The sequence below is a fragment of the Mucilaginibacter sp. R-33 genome, from assembly GCF_049949235.1.
Classification (GTDB): Bacteria; Bacteroidota; Bacteroidia; order Sphingobacteriales; family Sphingobacteriaceae; genus Mucilaginibacter.
Genome location: NZ_CP188089.1, coordinates 3458714 through 3485399, shown reverse-complemented (window position 1 = coordinate 3485399; position 26686 = coordinate 3458714). Strand labels below are relative to the sequence as shown.

General features: G+C 41.6%; 21 protein-coding genes. 13 read left to right on the top strand and 8 right to left on the bottom strand.

The window, feature by feature from the left end:
* Window positions 1–86: 86 nt before the first annotated feature.
* Entirely contained in the window at window positions 87–2054 is a 1968-nt protein-coding gene (gene rpsA / locus ACP26M_RS14610; protein ID WP_129569382.1) for a 30S ribosomal protein S1, read from the bottom strand.
* A gap of 202 nt (window positions 2055–2256) precedes the next feature.
* A complete protein-coding gene (locus ACP26M_RS14605; RefSeq protein WP_426580913.1) occupies window positions 2257–2928 on the bottom strand; it encodes an ACP phosphodiesterase in 672 nt (223 codons plus the stop codon).
* Between the two features lie 241 nt (window positions 2929–3169).
* On the opposite strand from ACP26M_RS14605, the gene tyrS reads away from it, so the two are divergent.
* From tyrS to ACP26M_RS14590, 3 genes are all read left to right on the top strand, one after another.
* Window positions 3170–4453 carry a tyrosine--tRNA ligase gene (tyrS, locus tag ACP26M_RS14600; protein WP_426580911.1) on the top strand — a complete coding sequence of 428 codons (1284 nt, stop codon included), beginning with the start codon at window positions 3170–3172 and terminating at the stop codon, window positions 4451–4453.
* Window positions 4454–4643: 190 nt separating this feature from the next.
* Window positions 4644–5138: a type II RES/Xre toxin-antitoxin system antitoxin gene (gene parS, locus ACP26M_RS14595; RefSeq protein ID WP_090532043.1), complete on the top strand. Its 495-nt coding sequence runs from the start codon at window positions 4644–4646 to the stop codon at window positions 5136–5138.
* Window positions 5138–5590 carry an RES family NAD+ phosphorylase gene (locus ACP26M_RS14590; RefSeq protein WP_426580909.1) on the top strand — a complete coding sequence of 151 codons (453 nt, stop codon included), beginning with the start codon at window positions 5138–5140 and terminating at the stop codon, window positions 5588–5590. Before parS ends, ACP26M_RS14590 begins: the two co-directional genes overlap by 1 nt.
* Before the next feature lie 134 nt (window positions 5591–5724).
* Here ACP26M_RS14590 and ACP26M_RS14585 read toward each other — a convergent pair whose 3' ends face one another.
* Entirely contained in the window at window positions 5725–6585 is an 861-nt protein-coding gene (locus ACP26M_RS14585; RefSeq protein ID WP_090466905.1) for a sigma-70 family RNA polymerase sigma factor, read from the bottom strand.
* A gap of 228 nt (window positions 6586–6813) precedes the next feature.
* On the opposite strand from ACP26M_RS14585, the gene ACP26M_RS14580 reads away from it, so the two are divergent.
* Together ACP26M_RS14580 and ACP26M_RS14575 are read left to right on the top strand one after the other, a co-directional pair.
* Window positions 6814–7461 carry a DUF2975 domain-containing protein gene (locus ACP26M_RS14580; RefSeq protein WP_426580905.1) on the top strand — a complete coding sequence of 216 codons (648 nt, stop codon included), beginning with the start codon at window positions 6814–6816 and terminating at the stop codon, window positions 7459–7461.
* Between the two features lie 3 nt (window positions 7462–7464).
* Window positions 7465–7665, top strand: coding sequence for a helix-turn-helix domain-containing protein (locus ACP26M_RS14575; protein WP_426580903.1), 201 nt, complete (start codon window positions 7465–7467; stop codon window positions 7663–7665).
* 125 nt (window positions 7666–7790) lie between these two features.
* On the opposite strand, the gene ACP26M_RS14570 is transcribed toward ACP26M_RS14575, so the two are convergent.
* On the bottom strand, window positions 7791–10034 hold the full coding sequence (locus ACP26M_RS14570) for a sodium-translocating pyrophosphatase (RefSeq protein ID WP_426580901.1): 2244 nt from the start codon (window positions 10032–10034) through the stop codon (window positions 7791–7793).
* A gap of 155 nt (window positions 10035–10189) precedes the next feature.
* Between ACP26M_RS14570 and ACP26M_RS14565 the strand changes: the two genes are divergently transcribed.
* Together ACP26M_RS14565 and dacB are read left to right on the top strand one after the other, a co-directional pair.
* On the top strand, window positions 10190–11626 hold the full coding sequence (locus ACP26M_RS14565) for an APC family permease (RefSeq protein ID WP_426580899.1): 1437 nt from the start codon (window positions 10190–10192) through the stop codon (window positions 11624–11626).
* The gene (gene dacB, locus ACP26M_RS14560; RefSeq protein WP_426580897.1) at window positions 11604–13010 is read left to right on the top strand and encodes a D-alanyl-D-alanine carboxypeptidase/D-alanyl-D-alanine endopeptidase; all 1407 of its coding nucleotides are present in this window, start codon (window positions 11604–11606) and stop codon (window positions 13008–13010) included. Before ACP26M_RS14565 ends, dacB begins: the two co-directional genes overlap by 23 nt.
* 41 nt (window positions 13011–13051) lie before the next feature.
* On the opposite strand, the gene ACP26M_RS14555 is transcribed toward dacB, so the two are convergent.
* Window positions 13052–13918: a restriction endonuclease gene (locus tag ACP26M_RS14555; protein WP_426580895.1), complete on the bottom strand. Its 867-nt coding sequence runs from the start codon at window positions 13916–13918 to the stop codon at window positions 13052–13054.
* A gap of 195 nt (window positions 13919–14113) precedes the next feature.
* Between ACP26M_RS14555 and ACP26M_RS14550 the strand changes: the two genes are divergently transcribed.
* The gene (locus ACP26M_RS14550) at window positions 14114–14515 is read left to right on the top strand and encodes a hypothetical protein (protein WP_426580894.1); all 402 of its coding nucleotides are present in this window, start codon (window positions 14114–14116) and stop codon (window positions 14513–14515) included.
* An 80-nt stretch (window positions 14516–14595) separates the two neighbouring features.
* Here the strand turns inward: ACP26M_RS14550 and ACP26M_RS14545 are convergent, their stop codons facing one another.
* Both ACP26M_RS14545 and ACP26M_RS14540 read right to left on the bottom strand, forming a co-directional pair.
* The gene (locus ACP26M_RS14545; protein ID WP_426580892.1) at window positions 14596–15639 is read right to left on the bottom strand and encodes a response regulator; all 1044 of its coding nucleotides are present in this window, start codon (window positions 15637–15639) and stop codon (window positions 14596–14598) included.
* The gene (locus ACP26M_RS14540) at window positions 15636–16823 is read right to left on the bottom strand and encodes a PAS domain-containing sensor histidine kinase (RefSeq protein WP_091163083.1); all 1188 of its coding nucleotides are present in this window, start codon (window positions 16821–16823) and stop codon (window positions 15636–15638) included. Before ACP26M_RS14540 ends, ACP26M_RS14545 begins: the two co-directional genes overlap by 4 nt.
* Before the next feature lie 186 nt (window positions 16824–17009).
* Here ACP26M_RS14540 and ACP26M_RS14535 point away from each other — a divergent pair, with 186 nt between their 5' ends.
* The 5 genes from ACP26M_RS14535 to ACP26M_RS14515 all read left to right on the top strand — a co-directional run bounded on the left by ACP26M_RS14535 (window position 17010) and on the right by ACP26M_RS14515 (window position 25595).
* On the top strand, window positions 17010–18251 hold the full coding sequence (locus ACP26M_RS14535; protein WP_426580889.1) for a YdcF family protein: 1242 nt from the start codon (window positions 17010–17012) through the stop codon (window positions 18249–18251).
* A gap of 71 nt (window positions 18252–18322) precedes the next feature.
* Entirely contained in the window at window positions 18323–19201 is an 879-nt protein-coding gene (locus tag ACP26M_RS14530) for a hypothetical protein (protein ID WP_426580887.1), read from the top strand.
* Between the two features lie 378 nt (window positions 19202–19579).
* Window positions 19580–22852: a SusC/RagA family TonB-linked outer membrane protein gene (locus ACP26M_RS14525; RefSeq protein ID WP_426580885.1), complete on the top strand. Its 3273-nt coding sequence runs from the start codon at window positions 19580–19582 to the stop codon at window positions 22850–22852.
* Between the two features lie 24 nt (window positions 22853–22876).
* Window positions 22877–24406, top strand: a complete 1530-nt coding sequence (locus ACP26M_RS14520; protein WP_426580883.1) for a RagB/SusD family nutrient uptake outer membrane protein — start codon at window positions 22877–22879, stop codon at window positions 24404–24406.
* Between the two features lie 247 nt (window positions 24407–24653).
* Entirely contained in the window at window positions 24654–25595 is a 942-nt protein-coding gene (locus ACP26M_RS14515; RefSeq protein WP_426580880.1) for a helix-turn-helix domain-containing protein, read from the top strand.
* Window positions 25596–25880: 285 nt separating this feature from the next.
* On the opposite strand, the gene ACP26M_RS14510 is transcribed toward ACP26M_RS14515, so the two are convergent.
* On the bottom strand, window positions 25881–26576 hold the full coding sequence (locus tag ACP26M_RS14510; RefSeq protein WP_091163089.1) for a Crp/Fnr family transcriptional regulator: 696 nt from the start codon (window positions 26574–26576) through the stop codon (window positions 25881–25883).
* Between the last annotated feature and the right edge of the window lie 110 nt (window positions 26577–26686).

Below are 26686 nucleotides of genomic sequence, written 5' to 3'. Positions count from 1 at the left end.
GCTCATTGCAAATGAGCGCAATAAAATAAAAAAACAAAAAAGCCCCCCCGGATAACCGGAGAGGCTTGTATAAACTTAAGCTAAAATTATGCTTCTTCTTCAGAGCTGTTAGCAGCAGGTGCAGCCTTGCGGGCTTTGTTTTCAGCACCTTCCATTTGCTCTTTTAATTGAGCTAATACGCTAAGATCGCCTAAAGTTGATTTTTCAACAGAATCTTTCACTTTTTTCACCGCGTTAGTAGCAGCTTTTGCTTCTTTTTTGCGGTTTTCAAATTCCTGTACACGGGCATCAGCGCGGGCTTCTTCCCAGATACGTGAATGTGAAATAACGATACGTTTGTTTTCTTTGTTAAATTCAATGATTTTGAATTCAGCAGCTTCTTCAGCTTTTAAGCTCTTACCGTCTTCTTTAACCAGGTGTTTGGTTGGCGCAAAGCCTTCAACACCGTAAGGTAAAGCTACGATAGCACCTTTGTCGGTTACTTTGATAACAGTACCTTCATGGATCGAGTCGATAGTGAAGATAGTTTCAAATGTATCCCAAGGATTTTCTTCAAGCTGTTTGTGGCCTAAGCTCAATTTGCGGTTTTCAACATCAAGTTCAAGTACAACCACATTCAGTTTTTCACCAACTTTAGTGAATTCGTTAGGGTGATTAACTTTTTTAGACCAAGAAAGGTCAGAGATGTGGATTAAGCCGTCGATGCCGTCTTCCAGTTCAACAAACACACCAAAGTTGGTCATGTTTTTAACTGTAGCTACGTGCTGAGTACCAACTGCGTACCTTTCAGCAGCGTTTTGCCATGGATCAGGAGTTAATTGTTTAACACCTAATGACATTTTGCGCTCTTCGCGGTCTAAAGTCAATACTTGAGCTTCGATCTCGTCACCAACTTTCAGGAATTCCTGAGGGTTGCGCAGGTTTTGTGACCATGACATTTCTGATACGTGGATCAAACCTTCAACACCAGGGATGATTTCAAGGAACGCGCCGTAATCAGCAACGGTAACGATTTTACCTTTAACTTTTGAACCAACCTGAATTTCTTCAGAAAGGCTTTGCCAAGGGTGAGGGGTTAATTGTTTCAAGCCCAGAGCAATACGTTTTTTCTCGTCATCAAAGTCAAGAACAACAACGTTGATCTTTTGATCCAATGCCAAAATTTCGCGTGGGTGCTCAATACGGCCCCATGAAATATCTGTAATGTGCAGTAAGCCGTCAACACCACCAAGGTCGATGAATACACCAAAGTCGGTAATGTTTTTAACGGTACCTTCCAATACCTGACCTTTTTCAAGGCGTGCAACAATTTCAGTTTTTTGGTTTTCCAGATCGTCTTCGATAAGCACTTTGTGTGATACCACAACGTTCTTGAATTCGTGGTTGATTTTAACAACTTTGAATTCCATAGTTTTACCTACATACACATCGTAATCCCTGATAGGTTTGATATCGATCTGTGAGCCAGGTAAGAAGGCTTCAACGCCCATAATGTCAACAATTAAACCACCTTTAGTACGGCTCTTCACAAAACCGGTGATGATCTCATCGTTATCAAGGGCTGAATTAATGCGCTCCCATGATTTTTGAGTTTTTGCACGTTTGCGTGAAAGTACCAACTGACCGTTAGCATCTTCCTGCGACTCAACAAAAACGTCAACTTTGTCACCGATCTTAAGATCTGGTGTGTCACGGAATTCTGATACTGATACTAAACCGTCTGATTTGAAACCTACGTTAAGCACAACATCTTTGTTGTTAACGTTAACAACAGTACCGGTGATGATTTCGCCTTTGGTGATAGAGCTGAATGTTCCATCATACAATTTTTCAAATTTCTCACGGTCGTCATCGCTGTAGTTACCAAATTTTTTGTCGTCAGCATCCCAGTCGAAATCTTCGCTTGGTGTAGCCGCAATTTTTGATTTGATCTCTTCGATAGAGATTGAATCAGCTTCTGATTCAATAGTTTCCTTTTCGCCAGACGCGTTCACTGTACCCAGTTCAGCTTCTTTCGCTTTTAATTCTTTTTCTGCTTCTTGTTTTTTTGCCATTAAATAATTTTTCTCCTTTTCCCAATTTGTTAATTGGGACTGCAAAGGTACGGATATATTTTATTGAAAAAAGAAATTTTTTAATGTTAATTGCTTATATTCAAGCCATTTTGTTTTTTAAAACGAAGATTTTTCAGGGTTATACCTATATAAATGTATGAAACAGCGTTTTACAGGCATGTTTTATCGGTGAGAGGGCGTTTTAAACGCTTGTTAATTTGTGATCTATTTCTTCAAAAATCTGCATAAAATCATTCAGCATTTCCTCCCGGTAGCCGCTTAATATTTCATCCATTATCACCTCTTGTTCTGGTGTGAATGGATTTTTCCATACCCGCATACAGATCCGTTTGAGTGCGTAGGCTATCTGGTGAGTTTCGGCATAGGTATGCAGGTACTGACTTTTTTTAAAGCCTTCGTAAAATTTAAAGAAAACGGCAGTATCCTCAAGCCCGGCAAAGGTTAAAAAGCTTCTTATTTTATCTTCCCGGCAATCGGCTAAATGATCGTAAAATTCGGTAACGCTGATTTTGCGGGTGGTAAGCAGCAGGTTATCGATAACCAGCTCAAGTGCAATATGCCCTAAAAAAAATGGTTTTACCGGCGAGTTTATCAGGGCCGGGGCCAACAGTTTTTTGAGCTCATGTGAACGACTGGTAAAAAAAAAGGATGAGTGAAAATACCGGTCGACATCAAGGTGCTTGTTCCATCCGGATATGATCGAATTGACCTCGTTATCAGTATGGTGCAGCTTTTCGGGATGAAGGATAATGTTTTTATCGGCATTCTTTAACAGGTCGGGTAGCACCGTTCCCAGCACGTGGTAACAGTTGGTAGTATCCCTGTCGAAATAATAATGCGATAAAAAATTCATAAGCCTTGCCTTGCAAAATACCCGGTTTTGCTCAAGATACAAAATATAAGTAATTATTTGAAACAGATTTTACCTGTAGTTAACCTATATAGGCACGAATCTTTCCGGATAGTGGGCAATTAAATCGAATTACAAGAATTTTTCGGAAGGGTGAGTTATAATTAGTGTAATTCGATCTAATTAGTAAAAATTAGTGTGTCAATTTAATTTATATTTGCACCTTTTTGAAACAGAACTTGATATGAACTTTGTTGAAGAATTACGCTGGCGCGGCATGCTGCATACCGAAATGCCTGGAACCGAGGATATGTTAAATAAAGGTATGGCTTCGGGATATATCGGGTTTGATCCAACTGCCGATTCGTTGCACGTTGGGCACCTTACCCAGATCATGACCCTGATCCACTTTCAGTGTGCAGGTCACAAACCTTATGCTTTGGTTGGCGGTGCTACCGGCATGGTGGGTGATCCCTCAGGTAAATCGGCCGAGCGTAATTTATTATCAGAGGATGTGTTGCAGCATAACCTGGAAGCCGTAAAAAAACAGCTTACCCGTTTCCTTGATTTTAATACCGGCGCCAACAGCGCCGAAATGGTGAACAATTACGATTGGTTCAAAAACTTTACTTTTCTTGATTTTATCCGCGATGTAGGCAAACATATTACGGTTAATTATATGATGGCTAAGGATTCGGTGAAGAAACGACTTGAAGGCGATACCGGTATGTCATTCACCGAATTTACATATCAGTTGGTACAGGGCTACGATTTTTACTACCTGTGGAAGTATCATAACTGCTCATTGCAAATGGGTGGCAGCGATCAATGGGGAAATATCGTTACCGGTACTGAGCTTATCCGTCGTAAAGACAGCGGTGAGGCTTTTGCCTTAACTACCAACCTGATCAAAAAAGCAGATGGTACAAAATTTGGAAAAACCGAAAGCGGTGCTGTTTGGCTTGATGCCGAGCGTACCTCGCCTTACCAGTTTTACCAGTTTTGGTTAAATACTACCGATGTTGACGCCAAATCATATATCCGCATTTTTACTCTGCTTGGTCGTGATGTTATTGAAGCGATGGAAGTTGAGCATGATGCCGCACCACATACACGTGTATTGCAAAAAGCATTGGCTAAAGATATTACGATTCGCGTACATGGCGAAGCTGAATACGAAAAAGCAATAAAATCTTCGGAGTTTTTGTTTGGTAATATAGGCATCGAATTTTTGAGCGAACTGAATGAAGCTGAGGTTTTGGGTTTGTTTGCCGGTGTGCCTAACTATACCATAGCGTTAAGCGAATTAGAGCAGGGAATTAACGCTGCCGATCTGTTAGCGGCGAAAACGGCTGTTTTTGCATCAAAAGGTGAAGCTAAAAAGATGATACAAGGCGGTGGTGTTGCAATCAATAAAGTTAAAATAGGTACTGCCGATGATGTTTATAATGCAAATGCTTTGATTGGTGATAAATTCATCGTAGCTCAAAAAGGTAAGAAGAACTATTTTTTGATAATAGCAGAATAAGTTAGGTCAGTGAGTCATTCGATGAATCGTCATTAAGTCATTGGACTCTTGTCTCATTAAATCGTTGCAAGGTCCATGACTTAATGACAAAATGACCAAACGATATAGAAAAGCGACAGGTTAAAACCTATCGCTTTTTTTGTTGGTTTAATATTTGTAAATACGACAAATGGTAATTATATTTGTATATATGTCGTATAAATCAAAACCAGATACTAAAAATGAGGTTAATGAGCCCATGGCAGCGTATGTTGTTCAGGGAGCTATGCCTTCGTTTTATAGTTTATTAAATGGCTCAAAACAGTTAAAAGCCTCTTCTGATTTTGATATCATCAGCCTGGCGCGTAAGGGCTTCCCTAAAAGCGCCTTGCTTTCTCTGGCAAAAAAAATCTCCCTTAATATCCAGGAGCTTGCCAATATACTGCATATCTCCGAGCGCACCTTACAGCGCTACGAGGATGATGTCATCATCAAAACCGAGTATGCCGAAAAGGCTATTGAACTTGCACGGCTTTATACCCGTGGCGAGGAGGTTTTTGAATCGATGGATAAATTCAAGATCTGGATCAAAACGCCGTCGGTAGTTTTCAGAGGTGAGGCACCTGTTACTATTCTGGATACATCTGCCGGTTTCGACATGGTTTTTAAAGAGCTTGGCCGCATTGAACACGGTATTTTTGCCTGATGATACTTTTCCGTATTACCAAATGCAATTACGCTACCGATCTGAGCGGCACCGGAGCACGATTATATGGCGGCCGCTGGAACAGCGAAGGCAAGCCAATGCTTTACCTTGCTTCTTCCAGATCATTGGCGGTGCTTGAGGTGTTGGTACATTTAGATCCGCTGATAATTCCGGGAAATTATTGTCTTACTGAAATAGAAGTTCCCGATAGTAAAATAATTACTGTTGAGGTTGAACAGCTACCTGCGGATTGGCGGGATATCACCGGGCCGGTAATTTTGCGCGAGCTTGGAGATGCTTTTCTGAAAAAGCAGGAATACTTATTAATGAAAGTACCCTCATCAATTGTACCTGCCGAGTTTAATTATCTGCTTAATCCTTTGCATTCCGATGCCTTTAATATTAAACTTTTAAAAAGAGAGCCTTTTAGTTTTGACAGGCGGCTTATTTAGTCATTAAGTCATTTTGATAAATCGTCATTAGTAGTTGAGGGGCGGCAGTTGTTGTATTGCAGCTAACCATGCTAAAGAAAAAAGCCACCAGTTACATAACTGGTGGCTTTTAATATCTCCTTTAAATTTTTTGATTAACCTAAGTATGATTTCAGGATCTTGCTCCTTGAAGTATGGCGCAAGCGTTGCAAGGCTTTGTCCTTGATCTGGCGCACACGCTCGCGGGTTAAATTAAACTTCTCACCAATTTCCTCTAATGAAAGCGGATGGTTGGTGCCTAAGCCAAAGAACAATACAATGATCTCGCGCTCGCGCTCAGTTAAGGTTGATAGTGAACGTTTGATCTCTTCAGATAATGACTCATTGATCAGGATCGAATCGGTGTTTGGTTCCTGGTTTTCCAGTACATCAAGCAATGTATTCTCTTCGCCCTGTACAAACGGTGCATCCATTGATACGTGGCGACCAGAGTTACTTAGTGTATCGGAGATCTTATCAACAGTGGTCTCCAATATATCAGCAAGTTCTTCAGGCGATGGTTCGCGCTCGTACTCCTGTTCAAGTTTTGAAAAAGCCTTGCTGATCTTACTTAATGAACCTACCTGGTTAAGCGGTAAACGCACAATACGCGATTGCTCGGCAATAGCCTGCAATATCGACTGGCGGATCCACCATACAGCATATGATATAAATTTAAAGCCTTTGGTTTCATCAAAACGCTTGGCGGCTTTAATCAGGCCGAGGTTGCCCTCGTTAATTAAATCGCCCAGTGTGAGGCCCTGGTTTTGGTATTGTTTAGCAACAGATACAACAAAGCGAAGGTTAGTTTTGGTTAAACGCTCCAATGCCGCCTGGTCGCCCTCGCGGATCTTTTGCGCTAAAATTACTTCTTCTTCGGCGGTTATTAGGTCTACCTTACCAATCTCGTGCAGATATTTATCAAGCGATTGCGACTCGCGATTGGTAATGGATTGCGTTATTTTGAGTTGTCTCATCTATTTAATAAACCTCTCTATTCGTTATATTCTGAATAGAACGTGCAAAGCTAATATTTTGTTTCTAAAATAAAACATATAAATCAGAAATAGCAATACCAGTGTAAAATTTTATATTCAAAATTTAAAATTTATGTATATCGCATAAAATTTATTGTAAAACAATGAATTTATTTTGTTATTTAATAAATATTGTTTTTATTTGAATTGAATTAATATTGTAGTGTAATGAAAAAGGTACGTGCCCTGCAAATACTTGTTTATATAGTGTTTGGTTTGTTTGTTTTTCAGAATATGGCTGCCGATTTCTGGCAGGGGTTTAAGGATGGATACAATGATGGAATGGGTACAATAGATGGCGCTAAAAGATACGGGCCAACATTGCAAGCCACTATTGACGGAAGCTTCATTTCGCAAAAAAATGGGGGCGAAATGAAGATAGGTGAAAACTATACTTTAAAGAATATAATTATAAACAGTGATATAGTAGTTAATAATGATAATATATCTGTAAGCTGGCCATTAAACGCGATTGAAACTGGGCTGATACTTATTACAACTCTGATAGTAATAAGAATAGCCTATCTTATTAATAAGGTTATTGTAAATATTGTCGAGGGTACTTTATTTGAGCAGCGATGTATTAGGCTGATCAAAAGCACAGGGATGCTGTTATTGCTGTTTACATTGACTGATTATATAGGGCAGCAAGTATCCTATCAGGAGTTAATAGCTAAATTGCATGTGCCGCTAAAAATCATCAATACATCGGCATTTAATTTTGGTACGCTGGTATTTGCTATCTTGATATTTATCCTGGCCGAAGCATTTAAGCAAGGGGCGAGGCTTAAAGAGGAGCAAGCTTTAACTATTTAAGTCATGCCGATAATAGTAAATCTTGATGTGATGATGGCAAAACGAAAAATGTCATTAAATGAACTGAGCGACAGGGTAGGGATCACCATATCAAACCTTTCTATCCTGAAAACGGGCAAGGCGAAAGCCATCCGTTTTGAAACACTCGAAGCCATATGTAAGGCGCTTGACTGCCAGCCGGGGGATATTCTGGAATGCAGGTGAAAGGTGAAAGGGCATTACGTTAAATAAAGATATTATCTTAAATCTCACGTCTCAAATCTCATATCCAATCAGACAACAAAAAAGCCGCCCTCAACAGGCGGCTCTCTTTATTACTATAAAAACTATTAAACGCTTTTCTCTGCTTTAACAACCATATGGATACTCATAGGTTGTTTGTTCATTTCTTTTTGGATCCTGGCGCTGGTTGCAGCCGGATGGCTGTTCAGGTGCGGGGCAATAACCAGTGAAACTATCGACATTAACTTAATAAGGATGTTCATGGATGGGCCTGAAGTATCTTTAAACGGATCACCTACAGTATCACCTGTTACTGATGCTTTGTGCGGTTCTGATTTTTTGTAGAAGATCTCGCCATTGATATCGCAGCCTTTCTCAAATGATTTTTTAGCATTGTCCCATGCACCACCTGCATTGCTTTGGAAAATCCCCATCAATACGCCCGATACGGTAACACCGGCCAGCAAGCCGCCTAACACTTCGGGGCCAAAGGCAAAACCGATGATGATAGGGGTGATCAGCGCTATTAAACCAGGGGCAACCATTTCGCGGATCGACGCTTTGGTGGAGATAGCCACGCATTTTTCGTATTCTGGTTTACCTTCGTAAGTCATGATACCCGGAATTTCGCGGAACTGGCGCCTAACTTCTTCTACCATGGCCATAGCCGCCCTGCCCACCGCCGCAATAGCTAAAGCAGAAAAAATGAACGGAATCATTCCGCCAACAAACAGACCTGCCAGTACGTTGGCTTTATAAATATCAATATGTTCAATACCTGCAACGCCCACAAAAGCCGCAAATAAGGCCAGGGACGTTAGTGCAGCCGAAGCAATAGCAAACCCTTTACCGGTAGCGGCTGTAGTGTTACCAACAGCATCCAGGTTGTCGGTACGGTGGCGTACCTCTTCGGGCAGGCGGCTCATTTCGGCAATACCGCCGGCATTATCCGCAATTGGCCCAAAGGCATCGATAGCCAGCTGCATGGCCGTTGTTGCCATCATACCGGCAGCGGCAATAGCTACACCATATAAACCGGCAAAATAATATGACCCGTAAATACCCGATGCCAAAACAAGGATAGGCAGCACGGTTGATTCCATACCTACTGATAAACCGCCGATGATATTGGTAGCGTGACCGGTTGACGACTGCCTGATAATGCTCAATACCGGGCGTTTACCCATGGCGGTGTAGTACTCGGTGATAATCGACATTAAAGTACCTACTACCAGGCCAACCAATATTGATCCGAAGACACCGTCTTTAGTAAAGGGTATCACCTCAGCTTTTACCACCCCGTTAACCTCATCGCGTACCATGTGAAATTCGCCCGAAGGCAACATCCATTGTACAACAAAATATGTAGCTATAGCAGTTAGTATAATTGATGCCCAGTTACCTATGTTCAATGCTTTTTGCACACTGTCGGTTTCTGATTTGATTTTCACCATAGCCGCGCCCACTATCGAAAATATCAAGCCAAGGCCGGCAATTACCATTGGCAGCAATACGGGGGCAATACCACCAAAATTATCGTGTGATACGATTTCACGGCCCAGCACCATAGTAGCCAGCATAGTAGCTACATATGAGCCAAAAAGGTCGGCACCCATACCGGCAACATCGCCTACGTTATCACCTACGTTATCGGCAATGGTGGCCGGGTTGCGCACGTCATCCTCGGGGATACCGGCTTCAACTTTACCAACAAGGTCAGCACCTACGTCGGCCGCTTTGGTGTAAATGCCACCGCCAACACGGGCAAACAGCGCTATGGATTCTGCACCTAATGAAAAACCGGCTAAAACGTCAAGCGCTTTTGCCATGGCTTCGCCATTAACACTGCTGCCTGCTACTTTAACAACATAAAACTGATAAAAAACAATAAAAAGCGATCCTAAACCAATAATAGCCAAACCCGCTACACCCAAGCCCATTACGGTTCCGCCGGTAAACGATACTTTTAAAGCTTGTGCCAAACTGGTACGTGCAGCCTGTGTGGTACGTACGTTAGCTTTGGTAGCAATACGCATCCCCAGGTAACCTGCAAACGCAGATAGAAACGCGCCTATCAGAAATGATATGGCAATAACAGGACTTGAAGTAGTAACCGTTGTGCCCGACCATGCCAGCAAAATACCGGCAACCACAACAAAGCCGCCTAATATTTTCCATTCGGCACGTAAAAAGGCCATTGCGCCATCTGCAATGTAACCGGCAAGTATGGCCATGTCGCCGTCACCGGCGTTTTGTTTGGTAACCCAGGCGGCCTTAATAGCCATAACAAGGATCCCGATAAGCCCCAAAACAGGAATTAAATAAATTAAATAATTGTTCAGAAAATCCATATCACAAATTTGGTTTAATAAAGTAGTACTGCTTGGTTTAACAGTGTTTAATAACAATTGGTGATTGCAAAATAGTAATTTTATTTATTTACTATAGTGATCGTTAATATTAAAGTTTTTTGAATAGTTTAGAGATTTAAACCCTAAAACAATATATGGCGAAAAACTCATCGCAACCAAAAATGAAACATGAGCTTAGCTTGCTGGACGGTACCATGCTCGTATCAGGATCCATGATAGGCTCAGGTATTTTTATTGTTAGTGCAGATATTACCCGTAACGTAGGCTCGGCCGGCTGGCTGATAGCTATCTGGGTTATCACCGGTTTCATGACGCTTACTGCGGCCCTAAGTTATGGCGAATTGAGCGGTATGTTTCCCAAAGCTGGTGGCCAATATGTATATTTAAAGGAGGCTTACAACAAGCTCATCGCTTTTTTATATGGTTGGAGCTTTTTTGCGGTGATCCAAACAGGTACTATTGCGGCGGTAGGTGTTGCCTTTAGTAAGTTTGCTGCCTATTTGATTCATCCGCTTAGCGAGGAGAACATTCTTTTTCAACTCGGTTTCTTAAAGATCAGCGCTGCTCAGCTGATGTCAATTTTCATCATTGTATTACTTACTTATATTAATACCAAAGGGGTAAAAAGTGGCAAACTTATCCAAACCACGTTCACACTTACCAAGCTTTTAAGTTTGTTTGGTTTGATCATATTTGGTTTTGTAGCGCTAAAGCCTGAAATATGGCATGCCAACTGGAGTAACGCCTGGGATATTCATAATCTTAAAGCGGATAATACAACTGTTAGTCTTACCCTTGCCGCAGCCATGGGGGCTATTGCAGCTTCGATGGTAGGCTCGATCTTCAGTAGTGATGCCTGGAACAGCGTAACGTTTATAGCAGGTGAAATGAAAAACCCTAAAAGGGATGTTGCCTTAAGTCTTGGTTTAGGGACTTTGATAGTAACTATCATTTACGTATCAGCTAACGTTGCTTACACCGGTGTGCTATCCATGCATGATATCGCAACTGCCGATAAAGACCGTGTTGCCGTAGCTGCATCGCATATCATATTTGGTAATCTCGGTACTTATATCATTGCCGTTATGATCATGATATCAACCTTTGGTTGTAATAACGGTTTGATACTTTCAGGTGCCAGGGTTTATTATACCATGGCAAAGGACGGGTTATTTTTTAAACAAACAGGTGAATTAAATAAGTCTGGCGTGCCCGAGTTTGGTTTGTGGATCCAGGCTGTAGTAGCTTCGATACTTTGCCTGAGCGGCCGTTACGGTGATTTGCTGGATATGATATCCTTTGTGGTGGTGATTTTTTATGTCCTTACCATCTTCGGCATATATATCCTGCGGAGAAAACATCCAAATGCTGAGCGTCCTTATAAAGCACTGGGATACCCAATTTTGCCTGCCATATACATTATAATGGGATTGATATTTTGTGTATTGCTCATAATTTATAAACCCCAGTTTACCTGGCCGGGCTTAATTATTGTATTGATTGGTGTGCCCATATATTATATTTCGCAACGGTACGTTAAAAAACAGGATGAGGCGCTTACTGGTAATTAGTTTTTTATTTATAGGAGAGTCTGTTGCGGCGCAAACGCTTCAGCAAAAAATATCAAATGCTTTTGGCAGGTTGCAGGCGGATAGCCAATGCAATTATGCTTCAGTATCATTAACCGTACTTGATGCCAAAACCGGGGAGCAGGTGTTTGGCGGTAACCCTAACGTGGGTTTGGCTACCGCTTCAACGCTTAAAACCATTACCAGTATTACGGCTTTTAATATTTTAGGTCCCGATTTTCAATATCAAACGAAATTAGGTTATACCGGCGAGATTGGGGCCGACGGCACCCTGACCGGCGATATCATCATTAAAGGTGCCGGCGACCCGACCTTGGGCAGCTGGCGTTATGAGCAAACCCAAGAGGGGCATGTATTAGCCCTTTTGGCTGATGCCTTGCGAAAGGTCGGTATCAAAAAAGTTAACGGCCGCATCATTGGCGATGATAGCATCTTCGGTACACAGTCCATCCCCGAAGGTTGGATCTGGCAGGACATCGGCAACTATTACGGAGCCGGTACATCGGGCCTTTGCTGGCGCGAAAATCAGTTTGATATAAAGCTGCGTACGGGTGCGGTTGGTAGCCCGGTTGGCATATCCCGTACTGTTCCGCTGATGCCATACCTTGCATTTAAAAGCGAGTTGACAAATGGTTCTGCCGGCTCAGGCGATAATGCTTATGCTTTTTTACCGGTTGGCAGTAAAGTAATATATCTGCGCGGTACTTATGCCATTGATCAGGATAAGAAAAGTATTTCGGCGGCCTTACCCGATGCTGCTTATGATGCTGCGTTGCGGCTCAATGATATGCTGAGGAGTTTAGGTATCATTATCGGTAATGAGCCGGAATCAGCCACTACTTTGAGCGCTAAAAACCTGCCATTGCCCATAATTGCTAAAAATCTGGCAACTATATCATCACCAACTTTAAGCAAAATAGTTTACTGGCTCAACCAGAAAAGTATTAACCTTTACGCTGAGCAGTTACTCAAAACAATAGCCTGGAAACAGGACCGCAAGCCTACAACGGCAAATGGTGTGGATGAGGTACAAAAGTTTTGGGCGGCCAAAGGGATAGATACCCGCAGCATGAATATTTACGACGGCAGCGGCCTTTCGCCCGGTGACAGGGTAACTACGTTAACGCTGGCCCGCATCCTGCAATCGGCAAAGAAGGAAAGCTGGTTTGCCGATTTTTATACAAGTCTGCCGGTTTATAATGATATGAAAATGAAAAGCGGCAGCATCAATAATGTGTTGTGTTATGCCGGTTATCAAACCAAAAACGGCCGAGAGCTTTGTTTTTCTATCATGGTTAATAATTTCAGCGGCCCGAACAGGAGTATAAAGGAGAAAATGTTTAGGGTGTTGGATGAATTGAAGTAGCTGCCCCGAGCCCTCAAGTGGAAGTTTTTTATTACTGGTTTTTATAGATATGGTTCAAAAAAGGAATAATCTACTTCATAAACGATTTGTGGTTTAACTCCCAACTCAATTTTTTGAAATAATTCAACTAGTTTTTCTCCATCTACTAATTCGATATTCCCCACCCCATCTCTGGAAGCTTCTCTTTTCGCCTCCTCCGAAAATCGGCCTGTTGTTATAACAATGCCCTTTTCAGCTCTGCCACTCATAGCGCCTCTGAAATCTCTTAAATGGCTGGAACTAACCGGCGTTGTCGAATATCGTTTACATTGAAATAATACGCGATTGGTTACAAACGCGTTAAGGGCAATTATGCCAATCCCATCTATTCCACCATCATTTGACCGTCCTGTAATGGTAACTTGTTCAAATCCAGATTTTCTTAGCAGTAATCCGCAAATTTGTTCAAATCCTTTAGGTGATAGTTTTTTCAATATTTCCAGTAACGTAGGAGTATAGTCTTGTTCTATAATTTCAGGTTCAATTTCATTAACATCGTCGATTATGCCTGTAGTTGATTTAGATTTTCTTCTTTCCTGATAAATTTTGACCCATTTCTGAAATATTAATCGAGATTCGGATTCTGAAACATCTGTCTCCCAGCCCTTTTTCGTTAATAACCATGTTCCTCTTTGAGAATCATCTAGAAATTTCTCCCATACCAGATATTGCCTTGCCCACGCCACCTGATTGTGGAATTTTGATTCACCCGATTTGATAGTCTGTTCAAGGATGGAATCTGATAATTTTAAATTCTGTGCAATTTTTTCCGAAACCTCTCGTGGTTTACCCGATCCACCTAAATCTCTTAATGCATGTAGTAATGGGCCAAACCACTTCAAGAAATCAGCTTGCTTTCTTTTCGACATATGTTTATTAATATATTGCCATGCAATTTACGATCAAAACTTAATAAGTGAAGTTGAATATGATAATTATCAAAAGCACTGCACTTACATTAAATTCGGGCTTTTTAAATAAAAAGTAACGGAATAAAGCCTTATAATCGGAATGCCGTACAAGTTCAGGATATTTTGTAGGTTTATATCAATATTAAAAGCTTTATGAAAAAGTTCAACATTTTAGTATTCTTTTTTATTGCTGTTACTTTTTTTGCCTGCAAAAGCAAATCCGGCTCAAATGATGACGTGCAATCCATCAAATTTAAGTTCACCGAGCTTGGCCGCGAAACGCAGTTCAGGATCACCTGTGATAAGTTTGATTATTACTTCCCTGAAGGGAAAGAAAAAAACTTTAATAAAAAGCCGGGCGTTGATAGTGTAATGCAATTGCTAACCGGTATGAAAATGGTGAGTGACGGTACAGAACCGGACGTGCGCGGGAAGATCTATATTACACACACTACCAAAACCGTTGATACCGTATGCGTTGGCGCTAAAGTACTCAGCTACAAAGGTACAACTTATGAAACGCCACAGGAGCTGTTGGTGTTGATACAAAAATAGGTTGCACAGGGGTGCAAATGGTTTGTTGTAATCAAGTCATTGCTCAGTGAATGAGCAGGATCATCTAAAAATAGCAGCGGTCAGTTTTTCATTTTGGCCAGCCGTTCGGGCGAAAGCACGGTGATCTGGCTCCCTTTTTTTTCGATTAGGTTTTCATCTTTAAAATCGGTAAGGGTACGGCTCACAGTTTCAGTTGCCACACCGGCCATAGCAGCAAGGTCTTCCCGCGAAATTTTGAAATCCCCACCCTGCTGTTTATGCAGTCGCACCAGGGTATCGGCCATCCTTTTTCGTACTGAGTTATACGCAAGCTGCAATAATTGCTCTTCCCTGTCGCGGATATGATTAGAAAGCAGTTTGATAAACTCACGCGCAATATCTGGGTATAAATTGAGCAGGTTGTCCAATTGATCTTTCGGGATCAGGCACAGCTGGCTATCCTCCAGGGTGGTTGCTGTATCTGTGTAAGCCTCGTTCGAGAGCATGGCATTTACCCCAAGGTATTCCTCGGCAGAGTGGATGGCGGTCATCAACTCACGGCCATCGTTTGCCAGTTTAACGGTTTTAACTCTGCCTTTCAATATCAGGTACAAGCCATTCCCCTTATCACCATCGTAATAAATTACCTGGTCTTTTTTAAACAGGCGTACCTTGCGTTCGCTAATAATACGTTTAAGTTCGGTGAGACCGCTATTCTTCGATACAATTGAGTTTAGGTTTTCGAGCGATTGACTATAAAAGCTTTGCTGGGCAGTTTTTTTCCTGAGCCTGCTTTCAATGGCGTTTAGCAGTTCAATATCATCAAAAGGCTTGGTTAAGTAATCATCGGCACCCATTTCCATGCCTTTGCGTTGGTCAATCCGTTCGGCCTTTGCGGTTAAAAATATAAAAGGTATGGCGGCAGTTTCGGGATTTTTATTCAGCATAAATAAAACGCCATAACCATCAAGTTCGGGCATCATGATATCGCAAAGTATTACATCGGGCAGGTTGTTAACGGCCAGTTCAATACCGGTTTTACCATTATCGGCTTCAAATACCGTGTAACCGGCCAGCCCCAGTATTTCTACCACGTTTTCGCGGATATCGTTGTTATCTTCGATGATAAGGATTTTTTGGTTCATGATGCGGGAAATGAAATGGTGAATGAAGTACCCTCGTTTACGTTACTTTGAAAATCAACCCTGCCGTTCATAAGGGCAGTGTACCGGGCCACAATATTAAGGCCTAAACCGGTACCCGCGATATTGCCTGTATTGTGCGCTCTGAAAAATGCCTCAAATAAATGCTTCTGGTCGCTTTCGGGAATGCCTATGCCATTATCTTTTACAGTAATGGAACAGCCGGAAGCATTTATTTCGGTACTAAATTCAATAAAACTGTCCTCGCCCGAATATTTGATGGCGTTTGTGATGAGGTTGATGATGCAGTTTTTGAGCAGATTAATATCGAGGTAAACCATACTATCTGTACCTGTATGCTGATAAAGGATATTTTGGTTTTGCTTGGCCATAATCTGCATTTCTTCAGTTAGCTCTTCGGCCAGCTTAACCAGGTCAAACCTGGTGTATGATGGTTCAATACGCCCGGCTTCCAGTTTTTCGAGCGAGAGAAAATCATTCAGAATGGTAGTGAGGTTGCCAACGGCGTTTTTGATTTTATTAACATGCTTGCTGATCTGCAGGCTGTGCAAAGGCTCGGCATATTTATCAATGAGCGAGGCTGATAATTGAACAGCGCTTAGCGGCGTACGAAACTCATGCGATGCCATGGATACAAAACGGCTTTTCAATTGCCCCAATTCTTTCTCTTTCTCGAGAGACTGGCTTACTTCCTCCTTGGTTTTTTGCAGTTCAACAACAAATTGTTTTAAGGAGAGGGTGCGTTCCTCTACCACCTCCTCCAGGTGTGATGTGTATTCCTTCAGCTTATCTTCAGCTTCCTTCTCACGGCTAAGGTCGTGTATAAAGCCGGCATATATTTTACGTCCCGAAAAATTTACGTCACTAACCCCAAGTCTGAACGGGAATTGGGTGCCGTCTTTACGCAAGCCTGTTACTTCACGACCTATACCAATGATATGCGGTTTACCGGTAGTTTGATATCGATTGATGTAATGATCATGCTCCTGCCTGTAAGGCTGGGGCATCAGCATCGATACATTTTTTCCGATAACTTCATGAGGTTCATATTGAAATAACTTGCAGGCCGATGGGTTAATAGATTCGACTATCCCCCGTTCATCGATAGTAATAATGCCATCGATAGCATTTTCAATAATGGCTTTTAATAAGGCAGCATTTTCCATAGATGAAGTTTGAAAGATTTATCAGCTTTTGCAAATATCAAATTTGATATGGATTTTTTACACCCAAAGATGGTATATCTTAATTTAAATCAAAATTTGGCCTCTTTTGTAAGAGGAAAGTTACCGGTAGTTAACTTTGAGTTTATCTGCTTAGGCGTTATTTGCGCCTTGTTAAAAAACAGCTCAATGAAAAAACTCCTGCTACTAACTATGCTTGGATTAGGCAGTATAAGCACCTTCGCGCAAACCCAGGCCCCTGTTAAAAATGCCCCGACAGATTATGTAAAGATTAAAAACTACGGCCTGCTGACTTTATTTGAGCAGGATGCCGAAGTAAGCAATTTACTTAAAAACGATCCTGAACTGGCACAGCTCACTCGGAAAAAGCTAAGCGCCCTTAGCACTTCTCTTACTGATTGTAAAGACGCGGCGTGCTTAGTAACTGCAGTAAAACTAACTGATGAGGACATCAAAACCGTAAGCGACCGGCTTGCAGCACTATATAAAACAGGTAACGCGTTTGACAGGATGGTTAAATCGAAACTGATCCCATCGGGCCTTTATAGCTTGTATAAAAAACTATCGCCGGAGCAATTGCTTATAAAAGCATGGGAGCAGGACGCAGGTAGTATTAATTACACTATTGGCATTTATGCTGAAGGCAAAAAGCCTAACTATCCGCAAATAGATTCTATTAGCTATAATGTTAAAGCGAGGGCATATTATACGCTGATGTATGATGCTTCCGCTACATTGCTGGGTGATATTAAAGGAACAAAGCTGTTTTTTGAACCCGCTATGCAGGCAGCCCTGCTTTATCTGCAGATCAACGAAAGGCAGGATCCAGCCAATTACGAGCCTATGGAGTTAGGTAGCAATAAGGCTGCCGTAACCCGTATCAAAACCATTAAATGGGCCGATTATCCTTATTCAAATATTCTTGTACCCGGCGCTGGTCCGGATAATTTAACATCGCCATTGAGCGGTGAGGGGATGCTGCGCTGCAGACTGGCGGTACAGGAATATAAGGCAGGCAAAGCGCCGTTTATCATTGTATCGGGCGGCAATGTGCATCCATATAAAACAAAGTATAATGAAGCCGAGGAAATGAAAGTTTATTTAGTAAAAAACCTTCACATTCCTGAAAATGCGATCATCATTGAACCTCATGCACGCCATACCACAACAAATATGCGTAACAGCGCGAGACTGCTTTATAAATATGGTATCCCTGCCGATAAGCCCGGAATTGTGGTAACCGATAAATCACAAACCGATTTTATAATGAATATGGATGCCCGCTGCCAAAAGGAACTGAACTATGTGCCATATAAACTGGCCAAGCGTAACTCCGAAACCGAAGTTGAATATTACCCGGTAGAAGAAGCCAAACAAATTGATCCTGACGAACCCCTTGACCCTCGTTAAGAAAGCCGAAAGCGGAATGCGCAAAGCTTAAAGCTGTGGTCTGATCATTCATGTAATATTTTATTAAACTAATGCAAAAACTTACTTTAACTATGGTAGCTGCTGTTTTAGGTATCGGCAGCATCACAACCGGTACCATTGATCATAAGCTTAACCGGGCCATAACTATCGACTCGTTGGGCGCCTGCCAGGGCATTTCATACCAAAATGGTCGCATATTTTTATATGGCGACAGGGAAGTTGGAATGATCCGGGAGTTTAAGTTGGAAAATGATAGCCTGGTATATCTGCATAAGGAATATAAGCTAACCCAAAACGGGCAGGATATTATTAACCACCCTACCGGCATAGCCTATAACAATGATAGAGGCCCAACCTTTATAGGCAACTCTATCCGATTGAATGCGGCGGGTAGCCAGTGGAGAGCGGTTATTTATAATGTAAACTGGAAAGGCTTGCTTAAAACCGGTACGCTTGATGGTAACTTAATTAATACCATTGAGGATGATGCCTGTATCCAGGGCACCCGTCCGGAATATGTAAAGTATAATAATAAGTGGTATGTAGCCACTGCCGATTATGGCGATCATGGCAACGAAGTGCGTTTATACGACCCCGAAAAACTGGCTAAAGCCAAAAGCACGAAGGAACCTGGTGTGCTTTACAAAAAATTTACATGTACACCCTGGGTACAAAATCTGTATTGGAAGGCTGATAAAGGTGTTTTAGTGCTGATCCAGAATAAGCTTGAAGGCAGGCAATGGCGGTTTACTTATGTTGATTTGAAAAAATCAATTGAAGCCGGTAAACAGGTGGTGCTAAGCCAGGTTGATGGTATAGACAGGGGCGATGAGCTGGAAGGTTTTTCCTTGCTCGGCGGTGGTGAGAAAGGGATAGCCGTAACCTCATCACGGAAAAGTAACGTGAATTTTACCACTACTTCATGGTAGTATTAAACAACTGACTAAAGTGAAAATTCCTGCAAAGAGGCAAGCATTTTTCTATTTTTTGTTTAATGTAAATTTAACACTAAGGTATCCTTTGGTTAAGATAACAGGTTTAGCTTTGCTGTCATTATTACAATATTAATAACTCTGTATTAATATTATTTAATGATAGTGCAATAATAATTATTAAATTATTAATCTTTGGCTCATGTCTTTAAAAATATCGCCTATGTAACATAACTTCAACTTAACATCGGGCTCGGCGATAAAACTAAGAACCGGTGAATGCGCTAACACTCACCTGGTCCGGGATAATTGTCAAATAACTCAAAAGCGGTCCAAGGCTTTAAGTGATTTCTTTCAACAATCAATTTTAAAAATATGAATAAAAAGATTAACCCAAATCTTTTGAACAGGTTTTTTTTAATTCCTGTATTGTTTTTACTGGTTTTGCTAAAACCTTTTATCTCAAACGCTTCGGCAAAAAATATAATATATAAGGTAAACCAAATCACCGGTATTGTTACCGACGAAACTAATCTTCCGTTACCCGGCGTATCAGTTCGGATCAAAGGGACTGATAAAGGTACTGCAACTAACACAAATGGTAAATATACCATTTCGGCCGATGAAGGCGCCGTGCTGGTTTTTAACTTTATTGGTTATGAGCAGCAGGAAATAACTGTTGGCGGTTCATCAACCATTAACGTTAAGATGAAACCAAAATCAAACATGCTTAACGAGGTGGTGGCCATCGGTTATCAGTCTATTCGTAAAAGTGATGTTACCGGTTCTATTGCCAGCGTTAAAGCCAGTGATCTTAATCTTTCTGCACCTTCATTGGGGCAGGCCCTTGCTGGTAAGGTATCAGGTGTACAAGTGTCCCAAACCAGCGGTGCTCCATATACAAGCACTAAAATCAGGGTAAGGGGCGTTGGCTCATTCAACGCCAGTTCTGATCCCCTATATGTAATTGATGGTTACCCGGCCGGTAATGATATCTTCATTAACCCCGATGATATCGAAAGCATCGACATTTTGAAAGATGCTGCATCTGCCGCTATCTATGGTTCACGTGCATCAGGTGGTGTAGTATTGATCACTACAAAAAAAGGCAAAGAAGGTAAAGGCCGTTTTGAGTACGATGTACAAACCGGTGTTGATCAGCTTGCCCATAAAGTGAAGCTACTTAATGCCGATCAGGCAGCACTGCTGGTAATTGACGGCCGTAATAATGCTTATCATGACCTTTGGGTAAACTCAGGCCATACCTGGAACGACGCCATGTACTCTGATAACAACGCAACGCGTGTCACTAATGTTGGTAACTCTGGTAGCGTGAGCATCCCCGATGGTTTATATAATTTTGCTTCGCAAACCCCTATTAAACAGACAGTACATACTGATTGGCAGGACGAGCTGTACCGCAACACGTTTTTCCAGAAACATACCTTGTCGTTTTCAGGAGCATCGAATGGTATTCGTTATTATGTAAGCGGTGCGTATCAAAACCAGCCGGGTATTATTCAGGCTACCGGTCAGCAGCGTGTTAACTTCCGTACCAATATCGATGGTGATGTCAGCAAACGTATCCATGTTGGTGCAAACATAGCTTATACTCAAAACACCAACCAGGAAACACAGGAAGGCCGCTTTGATCACAGCCCAATTCTTGGCGCCCTGATCTATATGCCTTACCTGCCTGCTTACAATGCCGACGGATCATTGCAAACAAACGTTGAAGCTGCCGGCTCGTCCCAGTATGGCTATCAGAGCATCGAAAACCCTGTAGCGCTTGCCGAGCGTATTAAAATTAACAGGAAAGGCTACCGTAGCACTTATAATGCAAACGTTACTTATAATATTTTGCCTGGTTTTAATTTTAAAACCAACCTTGGTACACAAACCTATACCGAAAAATACGATTACTACTACCCAACCACGATAAGCAGTGGTGCGTTCCCTCCGGGCTCTCAGCAGTCAATACTGGCGGCCAATGCACAGGCATCAAACCTTGTTAACGTTGACAGGCTGGCTGAGTTTACCTTAAATTACACCAAACAATTTGGTAAACATCACTTTGATGCGTTAGCCGGTTACACAGCGCAAAAAACAACCAGCGATTACATCAGTGTAAAAGCAAACGGTTTTCAGAGTGATTACGTGCCCGAGATTTCAGGTAAAGGTGCCGATGCCGCTTTCTTTAGCTTAAACTCTGCAGCTAAAAGCACCTATACACTACTGTCATACCTTGGCCGTGCAAATTATAACTACGCCGGTAAATACTTTTTAACAGCTTCCTTCCGCGCGGATGGTTCATCCCGTTTTGGATTAACAAACAGGTATGGCTATTTTCCTTCTGTGGCTGCAGGCTGGAACCTGTCTGATGAGGCTTTCTATCACAATTTCCTTGGCGATCAGTCAACAGTTAAGATCCGTGCAAGCTGGGGTAAAAGCGGTAACTTCAATATCCCTAACTACGCTATCGCGCAAACCCTGGCCAGCCCGGTTGGCGCTGTGTTAAACGGCGGAGTGGCTACGGCAACTTATCCCGGCGGCTTAAAAGATCCCAAATTGAGCTGGGAAACAACATCACAATATAACTTTGGTGCCGATATTGGTTTATTTAACGGCCGTTTACAGGTTATCGCCAACTATTACTTAAGTTATTCATATAACCTTTTGTACAATCAGCCAATTTCGGCAATATCCGGCAGTACTACTATCTTAACTAATCTGCACGACTCAAGGATCCGTAATACCGGTTTTGACTTGCAGTTAGATGGTAAGATAATTAATACAAAGGATTTTACATTTGGCGCGAGCGGTAATATTTCATTAAACCGCAACAAAGTAGTTAAACTGCCTGCTCAAAATACCCTCATCATCAACGGTGCCGAACGTTCATACCTTACCAGTATAACTACCCAGGGCCAGCCTATCGGTATGTTCTACGGTTTCCAGGTTGGTGGTATAATCAACGCTTCTAACTATGGTAAAACTGCTCCATCAGCTTCTCAAACCAACCCTGCCAAAATTGGCGACCTTTGGTTTGTTGATACCAATAAAGACGGTGTTGTGAATGATGCTGATAAAACCATTATCGGTTCACCATATGCTAAATTTACTTACGGCTTCGCCCTTAACAGCACTTACAAACGTTTTGACTTCGGTGCTTCATTCAACGGTTCTTATGGTAATAAGATACTTGACGGGCAGGATTATTATTTGTACAATGGGGAAGGTTCCGGTAACCAGTATGCTAATGTTGCACAACGTTATCGTAACGAAGCTGAACCAGGGGACGGTTCATTTTACCGTGCTTCACGTGCCGGTACGCAAAGTAACAGTACCCGTTTATCAACTTTTTACCTGCAAAGCGGCTCATATCTGCGTTGTACCAACCTTACTTTAGGTTATACCTTGCCTGCCTTCCTGCAGCAAACTTTAGGCCTGAGCAAAGCACGCGTTTTTGCCAGCGTTGTGAACGCATTTACCATCACCAAGTATAAAGGTTATAACCCCGATGTGGATTATAACTATTCAGGCGCTGCTTCAAACAATACTCAGCCTGCCAATCTGGCCCCGGGTATCGATTATGGTACTTACCCGCTGGTTAGATCTTATAACTTAGGTGTTAATGTTACTTTTTAATGAATTTTTTAAAGAGATATTGAGATGAATAAAAAATTTGTAGCCATTGCCTGCCTTGCAGTTGCAGTGGCGATAAGCCCGTCTTGTAAAAAAGACTTTTTAAATGAGAGTGACCCCAACGCTATAACGGTTGATGCCAGCTATAAAACCCCTAATGATGTGTTACTGGCTGTAAACGGTATTTATCAATCGTTACGCAGTGGCAATAATGTAGGCGAAAGCAGTGATTTGTGGACAGATCAGCGTTCGGATGACACTGGTACTCAGGATAACCAGTCAAACGCAGGCGAACCTTTTCAGTTTGGTAATTTTTCGATACTGCCAAGCAATACCTATCTTAAAAGTCATTGGGTATCGCTTTATGGTACTGTTACCCGCGCTAACGTGGTGTTGTCGCATATTGATGCTGTGCCGTTTCCGGATAATAGTGTAAAGTTGCAATACATTGCCGAAGCCAAATTTTTACGTGCATTTACTTATTTTGAATTGGTGCGCCTTTGGGGGGATGTACCGTTGGTTACTAAGCAATTATCTTATGCTGAATTGCCTACAGCTACTTTCCGCGAAAAGCAAGCCGTTGTTTATCAACAGATAGTGGCCGATCTGACAGATGTTATCAATAACAGCCCGCTACCTAACCTGCAAGCTTCTACCGGCAGAACCTCAAAAGCGGCTGCTAATTTCCTGTTGGGTCAGGTGTACCTTACTATGGCAACTACCCAGGATCAGGCTAACCGTACAACTAACCTTACCAATGCCAAAACATATCTAATGAATGCTTATAATATGCGTACTTTTGGCACGCTAAACAGCATCCCTTATACTGATGTTTTTGATGTCGCAAAAAAAACAACATGTCCGGAGTTAATCTTCCAGATAGTAAATATTCAGGGTGATGTTAATTATAGCTCTTCAATTGCGGCTAATTTCCAGGCAAAGGGTGAGACTATCAACTCGCAAAAAAAATCATCAGGTGCTGGTTATAATGTTACTCATGATTTGATTAATGAGTATGAAACCAACGATCCCCGCATGACTTTCTCTGTTAAATATGCCAATGATCCTATTGTGAAAGACTGGTTTGTTACTAAATTCAGGGATGTGAGCACCAGCGCCGGCGTAAATGGCTACGGCGGTAACGACTGGATCCTGATGCGCTATGCTGATGTGATCCTTTCCCTGGCCGAAGTTAATAACTACCTTGGCGACCAGGCTGCTGCTATCGGCTTCCTTGACCAGGTACGCACACGTGCAGGTATGCCAACTTATGCGGTATCAATGACTAACAGTGATTATGCCACCAAATACCCAACATTAAAGCTGGCTATTTTGCATGAGCGCCGTGTTGAGCTTGCTTTTGAGCATCACCGCTGGTACGATTTGTTGCGTACCTTTAACGATGCAGATCTGGTAGCTTACTTCAAAGCAAAAAAACAAACTGATTTTGGTTTGGCTTCATTGGCAAACTTTACCGCTAAAGATCGTTATTACCCGATTCCGTTTGATGAGTACAAACTTGACCCTGTTAAGATGTACCAAAACCCGGGTTATTAATACTGGTGTTATATAGAAGGAAGCCGCCTCGTAAGTCAATTATGAGGCGGCTTCTTTTATCATCTGTTAATGGGTATTTATCAAATTCAAATAACATTTCTATTATGTATTAAGTTTGTTTTGCCTCCGGAAAATATAAAGTGTTGATCTACTGCAAACTTTTGTTTGAGTTTTGTAAGAACTGATTTACCAGAAGCAAATATTGATGTAGTTATCATTAAATTTGTTTAGCTCATTAAAGCAAAAGATGAAAACAGTAACAGTAGAAGATTTTTACAAAGATGCTGCCGGGCGTACCAATAGCACGGTGGGGGACCTGCTTCCGGCTGATATCAATAACCAGATAGGGCATTTTAATGTATTCAACCTTACCGACATCATTGCTAAAATAAAGAAGGATCCTACCCATGTACCTTACAATCGCAGGTTATATTATAAAATTAACCTGGTGAGGGGCAGGAATATTGCTGAGTATGCAGATAAGGTTATTAATATTGAAAAGAATGCATTAGTGTTTGGCACACCCAAAATTCCTTATAGCTGGAAACCACAGAGTATGGATCAATCCGGATATTTCTGCATTTTTACTGATGAGTTTTTGGTACAATCTAAAAGCGGTGTGGTATTAGATGCTTTACCGATCTTTAGTCCCGGAGGGTGCCCGGTGTTTATGCTTACCGATGAACAGGCCGATGAGATCACCCTCATTTTTAAAAAGATGCAGCATGAAATAGCATCCGATTACCTGTACAAGTATGACCTGATCAGGAACTATGTACTGGAGCTAATTCATTATGGCCAAAAATTGCAGCCCTTTACCAATTATAATAACAGTCATAATGCATCTGCAAGGGTATCATCCCTATTTATTGAATTGCTGGAGAGGCAGTTTCCAATAGCGTCACCCGATCAAAGAATCAGTCTGCGTACAGCTAAAGACTATGCCGACAGACTTGCTGTTCATAGCAATCATCTTAATAAAGTATTAAAAGAGAGTACCGGCAAAACTACAACTGAGCATATAGCCGGCCGGCTCATCCAGGAGGCCCGCATCCTGCTCAAACAAACCGACTGGAATATATCGGAAATAGCCTATAGCCTGGGCTTCGGGCAGTTGTCGCATTTTTCAAACTTCTTTAAAAAGCAAACATCGTTATCGCCGGTTGAAGTACGGAATTTGGTTGGGTGAGGGCTGGCTGCCGATAATTATCTAAATGTTAAAAATGATTGTCGTTAATTTAAAGAGAAACTGAGCCTATATAAAAAATCGTTGATCATTTGAGCGACAGATTAAATGAATTTACCTTGAATAATGGGTATAGGTTTGACAGGGGTGAAGCTAATGATTATGAATAATATCGCAATCGACACCAATATTCTGCTTTACGCCTCATGATTTTTATCCCAAAAAAGCTAAAAATAATAAACCCATTTAAGGCAAAAGGATAATAATATTTCGAAGTAATTATCCCATTTACAACTCGTCATCCTGAGTTAAAAGAAAAAGTTTATCATGATTGATAATACTGATCTTTTTGCCATTTGTGCTAATCAGTTTTTCCTGTAACAACTCGTTAACTACCCTGAAAACGGTTTCGTAAGTGGCGCCGGCGTATGAAGCCAGGTCCTGCCGGGTAAGTTCTACATCAATATGGCCTTCCGGGTTTGTACCAAACTGATTTTTGAGGCTTATGAGTGCCTGGGCAACGCGGCCCTTTACCGGCATATGCGCGAGATTACGCATTTTGCGTTCAGCCTCCTGCAGTTCGTCGGCAAAAAATAACATTAGCTGGTAGGTAAACTGAGGGTTTACTTTTAAAGTAGCTTCAAAAAACTCCATATCAATGTAGCATATAATACCTGCTTCCAACGCTGTTGCCGAAATAGGGTAGTGGGTGGCATGTTTACCCAACACACGGTGACCAAAAATGGCACCCTTATTGGCAAAGCGAATAATAAGTTCTTTATCCGGCCCCCATTTTTTATGAACTTTTACATTGCCTTCATAAACAAAGTAAATTCCTTTCACCGGGTCGCCTTCACTGAAAATAACCTGTCCTTTTTTTACATTAAAGTTTTTTTTGTTGGCTGCAATTGCAGGCAGCCACTCTTTTATACAGCCCTTACATAAAAGACAGGTTTGATTATCGCACTGGATATTTCTTTTCATTCAAATCTTGATCAATCAGTCAACGTTTTGTTGTAAAAATATCAATGAAAATTGTATTTTTTATCAAAACAATGAATTTTAATTGATGAATTTTTCTATAATTATTGGTT

What these genes read in the sequence shown, in the direction of transcription:
- rpsA (WP_129569382.1), bottom strand. Translation starts at nt 2,054, where the DNA reads ATGGCAAAAAAACAAGAAGCAGAAAAAGAATTAAAAGCGAAAGAAGCT.
- ACP26M_RS14605 (WP_426580913.1), bottom strand. Translation starts at nt 2,928, where the DNA reads ATGAATTTTTTATCGCATTATTATTTCGACAGGGATACTACCAACTGT.
- tyrS (WP_426580911.1), top strand. Translation starts at nt 3,170, where the DNA reads ATGAACTTTGTTGAAGAATTACGCTGGCGCGGCATGCTGCATACCGAA.
- parS (WP_090532043.1), top strand. Translation starts at nt 4,644, where the DNA reads ATGTCGTATAAATCAAAACCAGATACTAAAAATGAGGTTAATGAGCCC.
- ACP26M_RS14590 (WP_426580909.1), top strand. Translation starts at nt 5,138, where the DNA reads ATGATACTTTTCCGTATTACCAAATGCAATTACGCTACCGATCTGAGC.
- ACP26M_RS14585 (WP_090466905.1), bottom strand. Translation starts at nt 6,585, where the DNA reads ATGAGACAACTCAAAATAACGCAATCCATTACCAATCGCGAGTCGCAA.
- ACP26M_RS14580 (WP_426580905.1), top strand. Translation starts at nt 6,814, where the DNA reads ATGAAAAAGGTACGTGCCCTGCAAATACTTGTTTATATAGTGTTTGGT.
- ACP26M_RS14575 (WP_426580903.1), top strand. Translation starts at nt 7,465, where the DNA reads ATGCCGATAATAGTAAATCTTGATGTGATGATGGCAAAACGAAAAATG.
- ACP26M_RS14570 (WP_426580901.1), bottom strand. Translation starts at nt 10,034, where the DNA reads ATGGATTTTCTGAACAATTATTTAATTTATTTAATTCCTGTTTTGGGG.
- ACP26M_RS14565 (WP_426580899.1), top strand. Translation starts at nt 10,190, where the DNA reads ATGGCGAAAAACTCATCGCAACCAAAAATGAAACATGAGCTTAGCTTG.
- dacB (WP_426580897.1), top strand. Translation starts at nt 11,604, where the DNA reads ATGAGGCGCTTACTGGTAATTAGTTTTTTATTTATAGGAGAGTCTGTT.
- ACP26M_RS14555 (WP_426580895.1), bottom strand. Translation starts at nt 13,918, where the DNA reads ATGTCGAAAAGAAAGCAAGCTGATTTCTTGAAGTGGTTTGGCCCATTA.
- ACP26M_RS14550 (WP_426580894.1), top strand. Translation starts at nt 14,114, where the DNA reads ATGAAAAAGTTCAACATTTTAGTATTCTTTTTTATTGCTGTTACTTTT.
- ACP26M_RS14545 (WP_426580892.1), bottom strand. Translation starts at nt 15,639, where the DNA reads ATGAACCAAAAAATCCTTATCATCGAAGATAACAACGATATCCGCGAA.
- ACP26M_RS14540 (WP_091163083.1), bottom strand. Translation starts at nt 16,823, where the DNA reads ATGGAAAATGCTGCCTTATTAAAAGCCATTATTGAAAATGCTATCGAT.
- ACP26M_RS14535 (WP_426580889.1), top strand. Translation starts at nt 17,010, where the DNA reads ATGAAAAAACTCCTGCTACTAACTATGCTTGGATTAGGCAGTATAAGC.
- ACP26M_RS14530 (WP_426580887.1), top strand. Translation starts at nt 18,323, where the DNA reads ATGCAAAAACTTACTTTAACTATGGTAGCTGCTGTTTTAGGTATCGGC.
- ACP26M_RS14525 (WP_426580885.1), top strand. Translation starts at nt 19,580, where the DNA reads ATGAATAAAAAGATTAACCCAAATCTTTTGAACAGGTTTTTTTTAATT.
- ACP26M_RS14520 (WP_426580883.1), top strand. Translation starts at nt 22,877, where the DNA reads ATGAATAAAAAATTTGTAGCCATTGCCTGCCTTGCAGTTGCAGTGGCG.
- ACP26M_RS14515 (WP_426580880.1), top strand. Translation starts at nt 24,654, where the DNA reads ATGAAAACAGTAACAGTAGAAGATTTTTACAAAGATGCTGCCGGGCGT.
- ACP26M_RS14510 (WP_091163089.1), bottom strand. Translation starts at nt 26,576, where the DNA reads ATGAAAAGAAATATCCAGTGCGATAATCAAACCTGTCTTTTATGTAAG.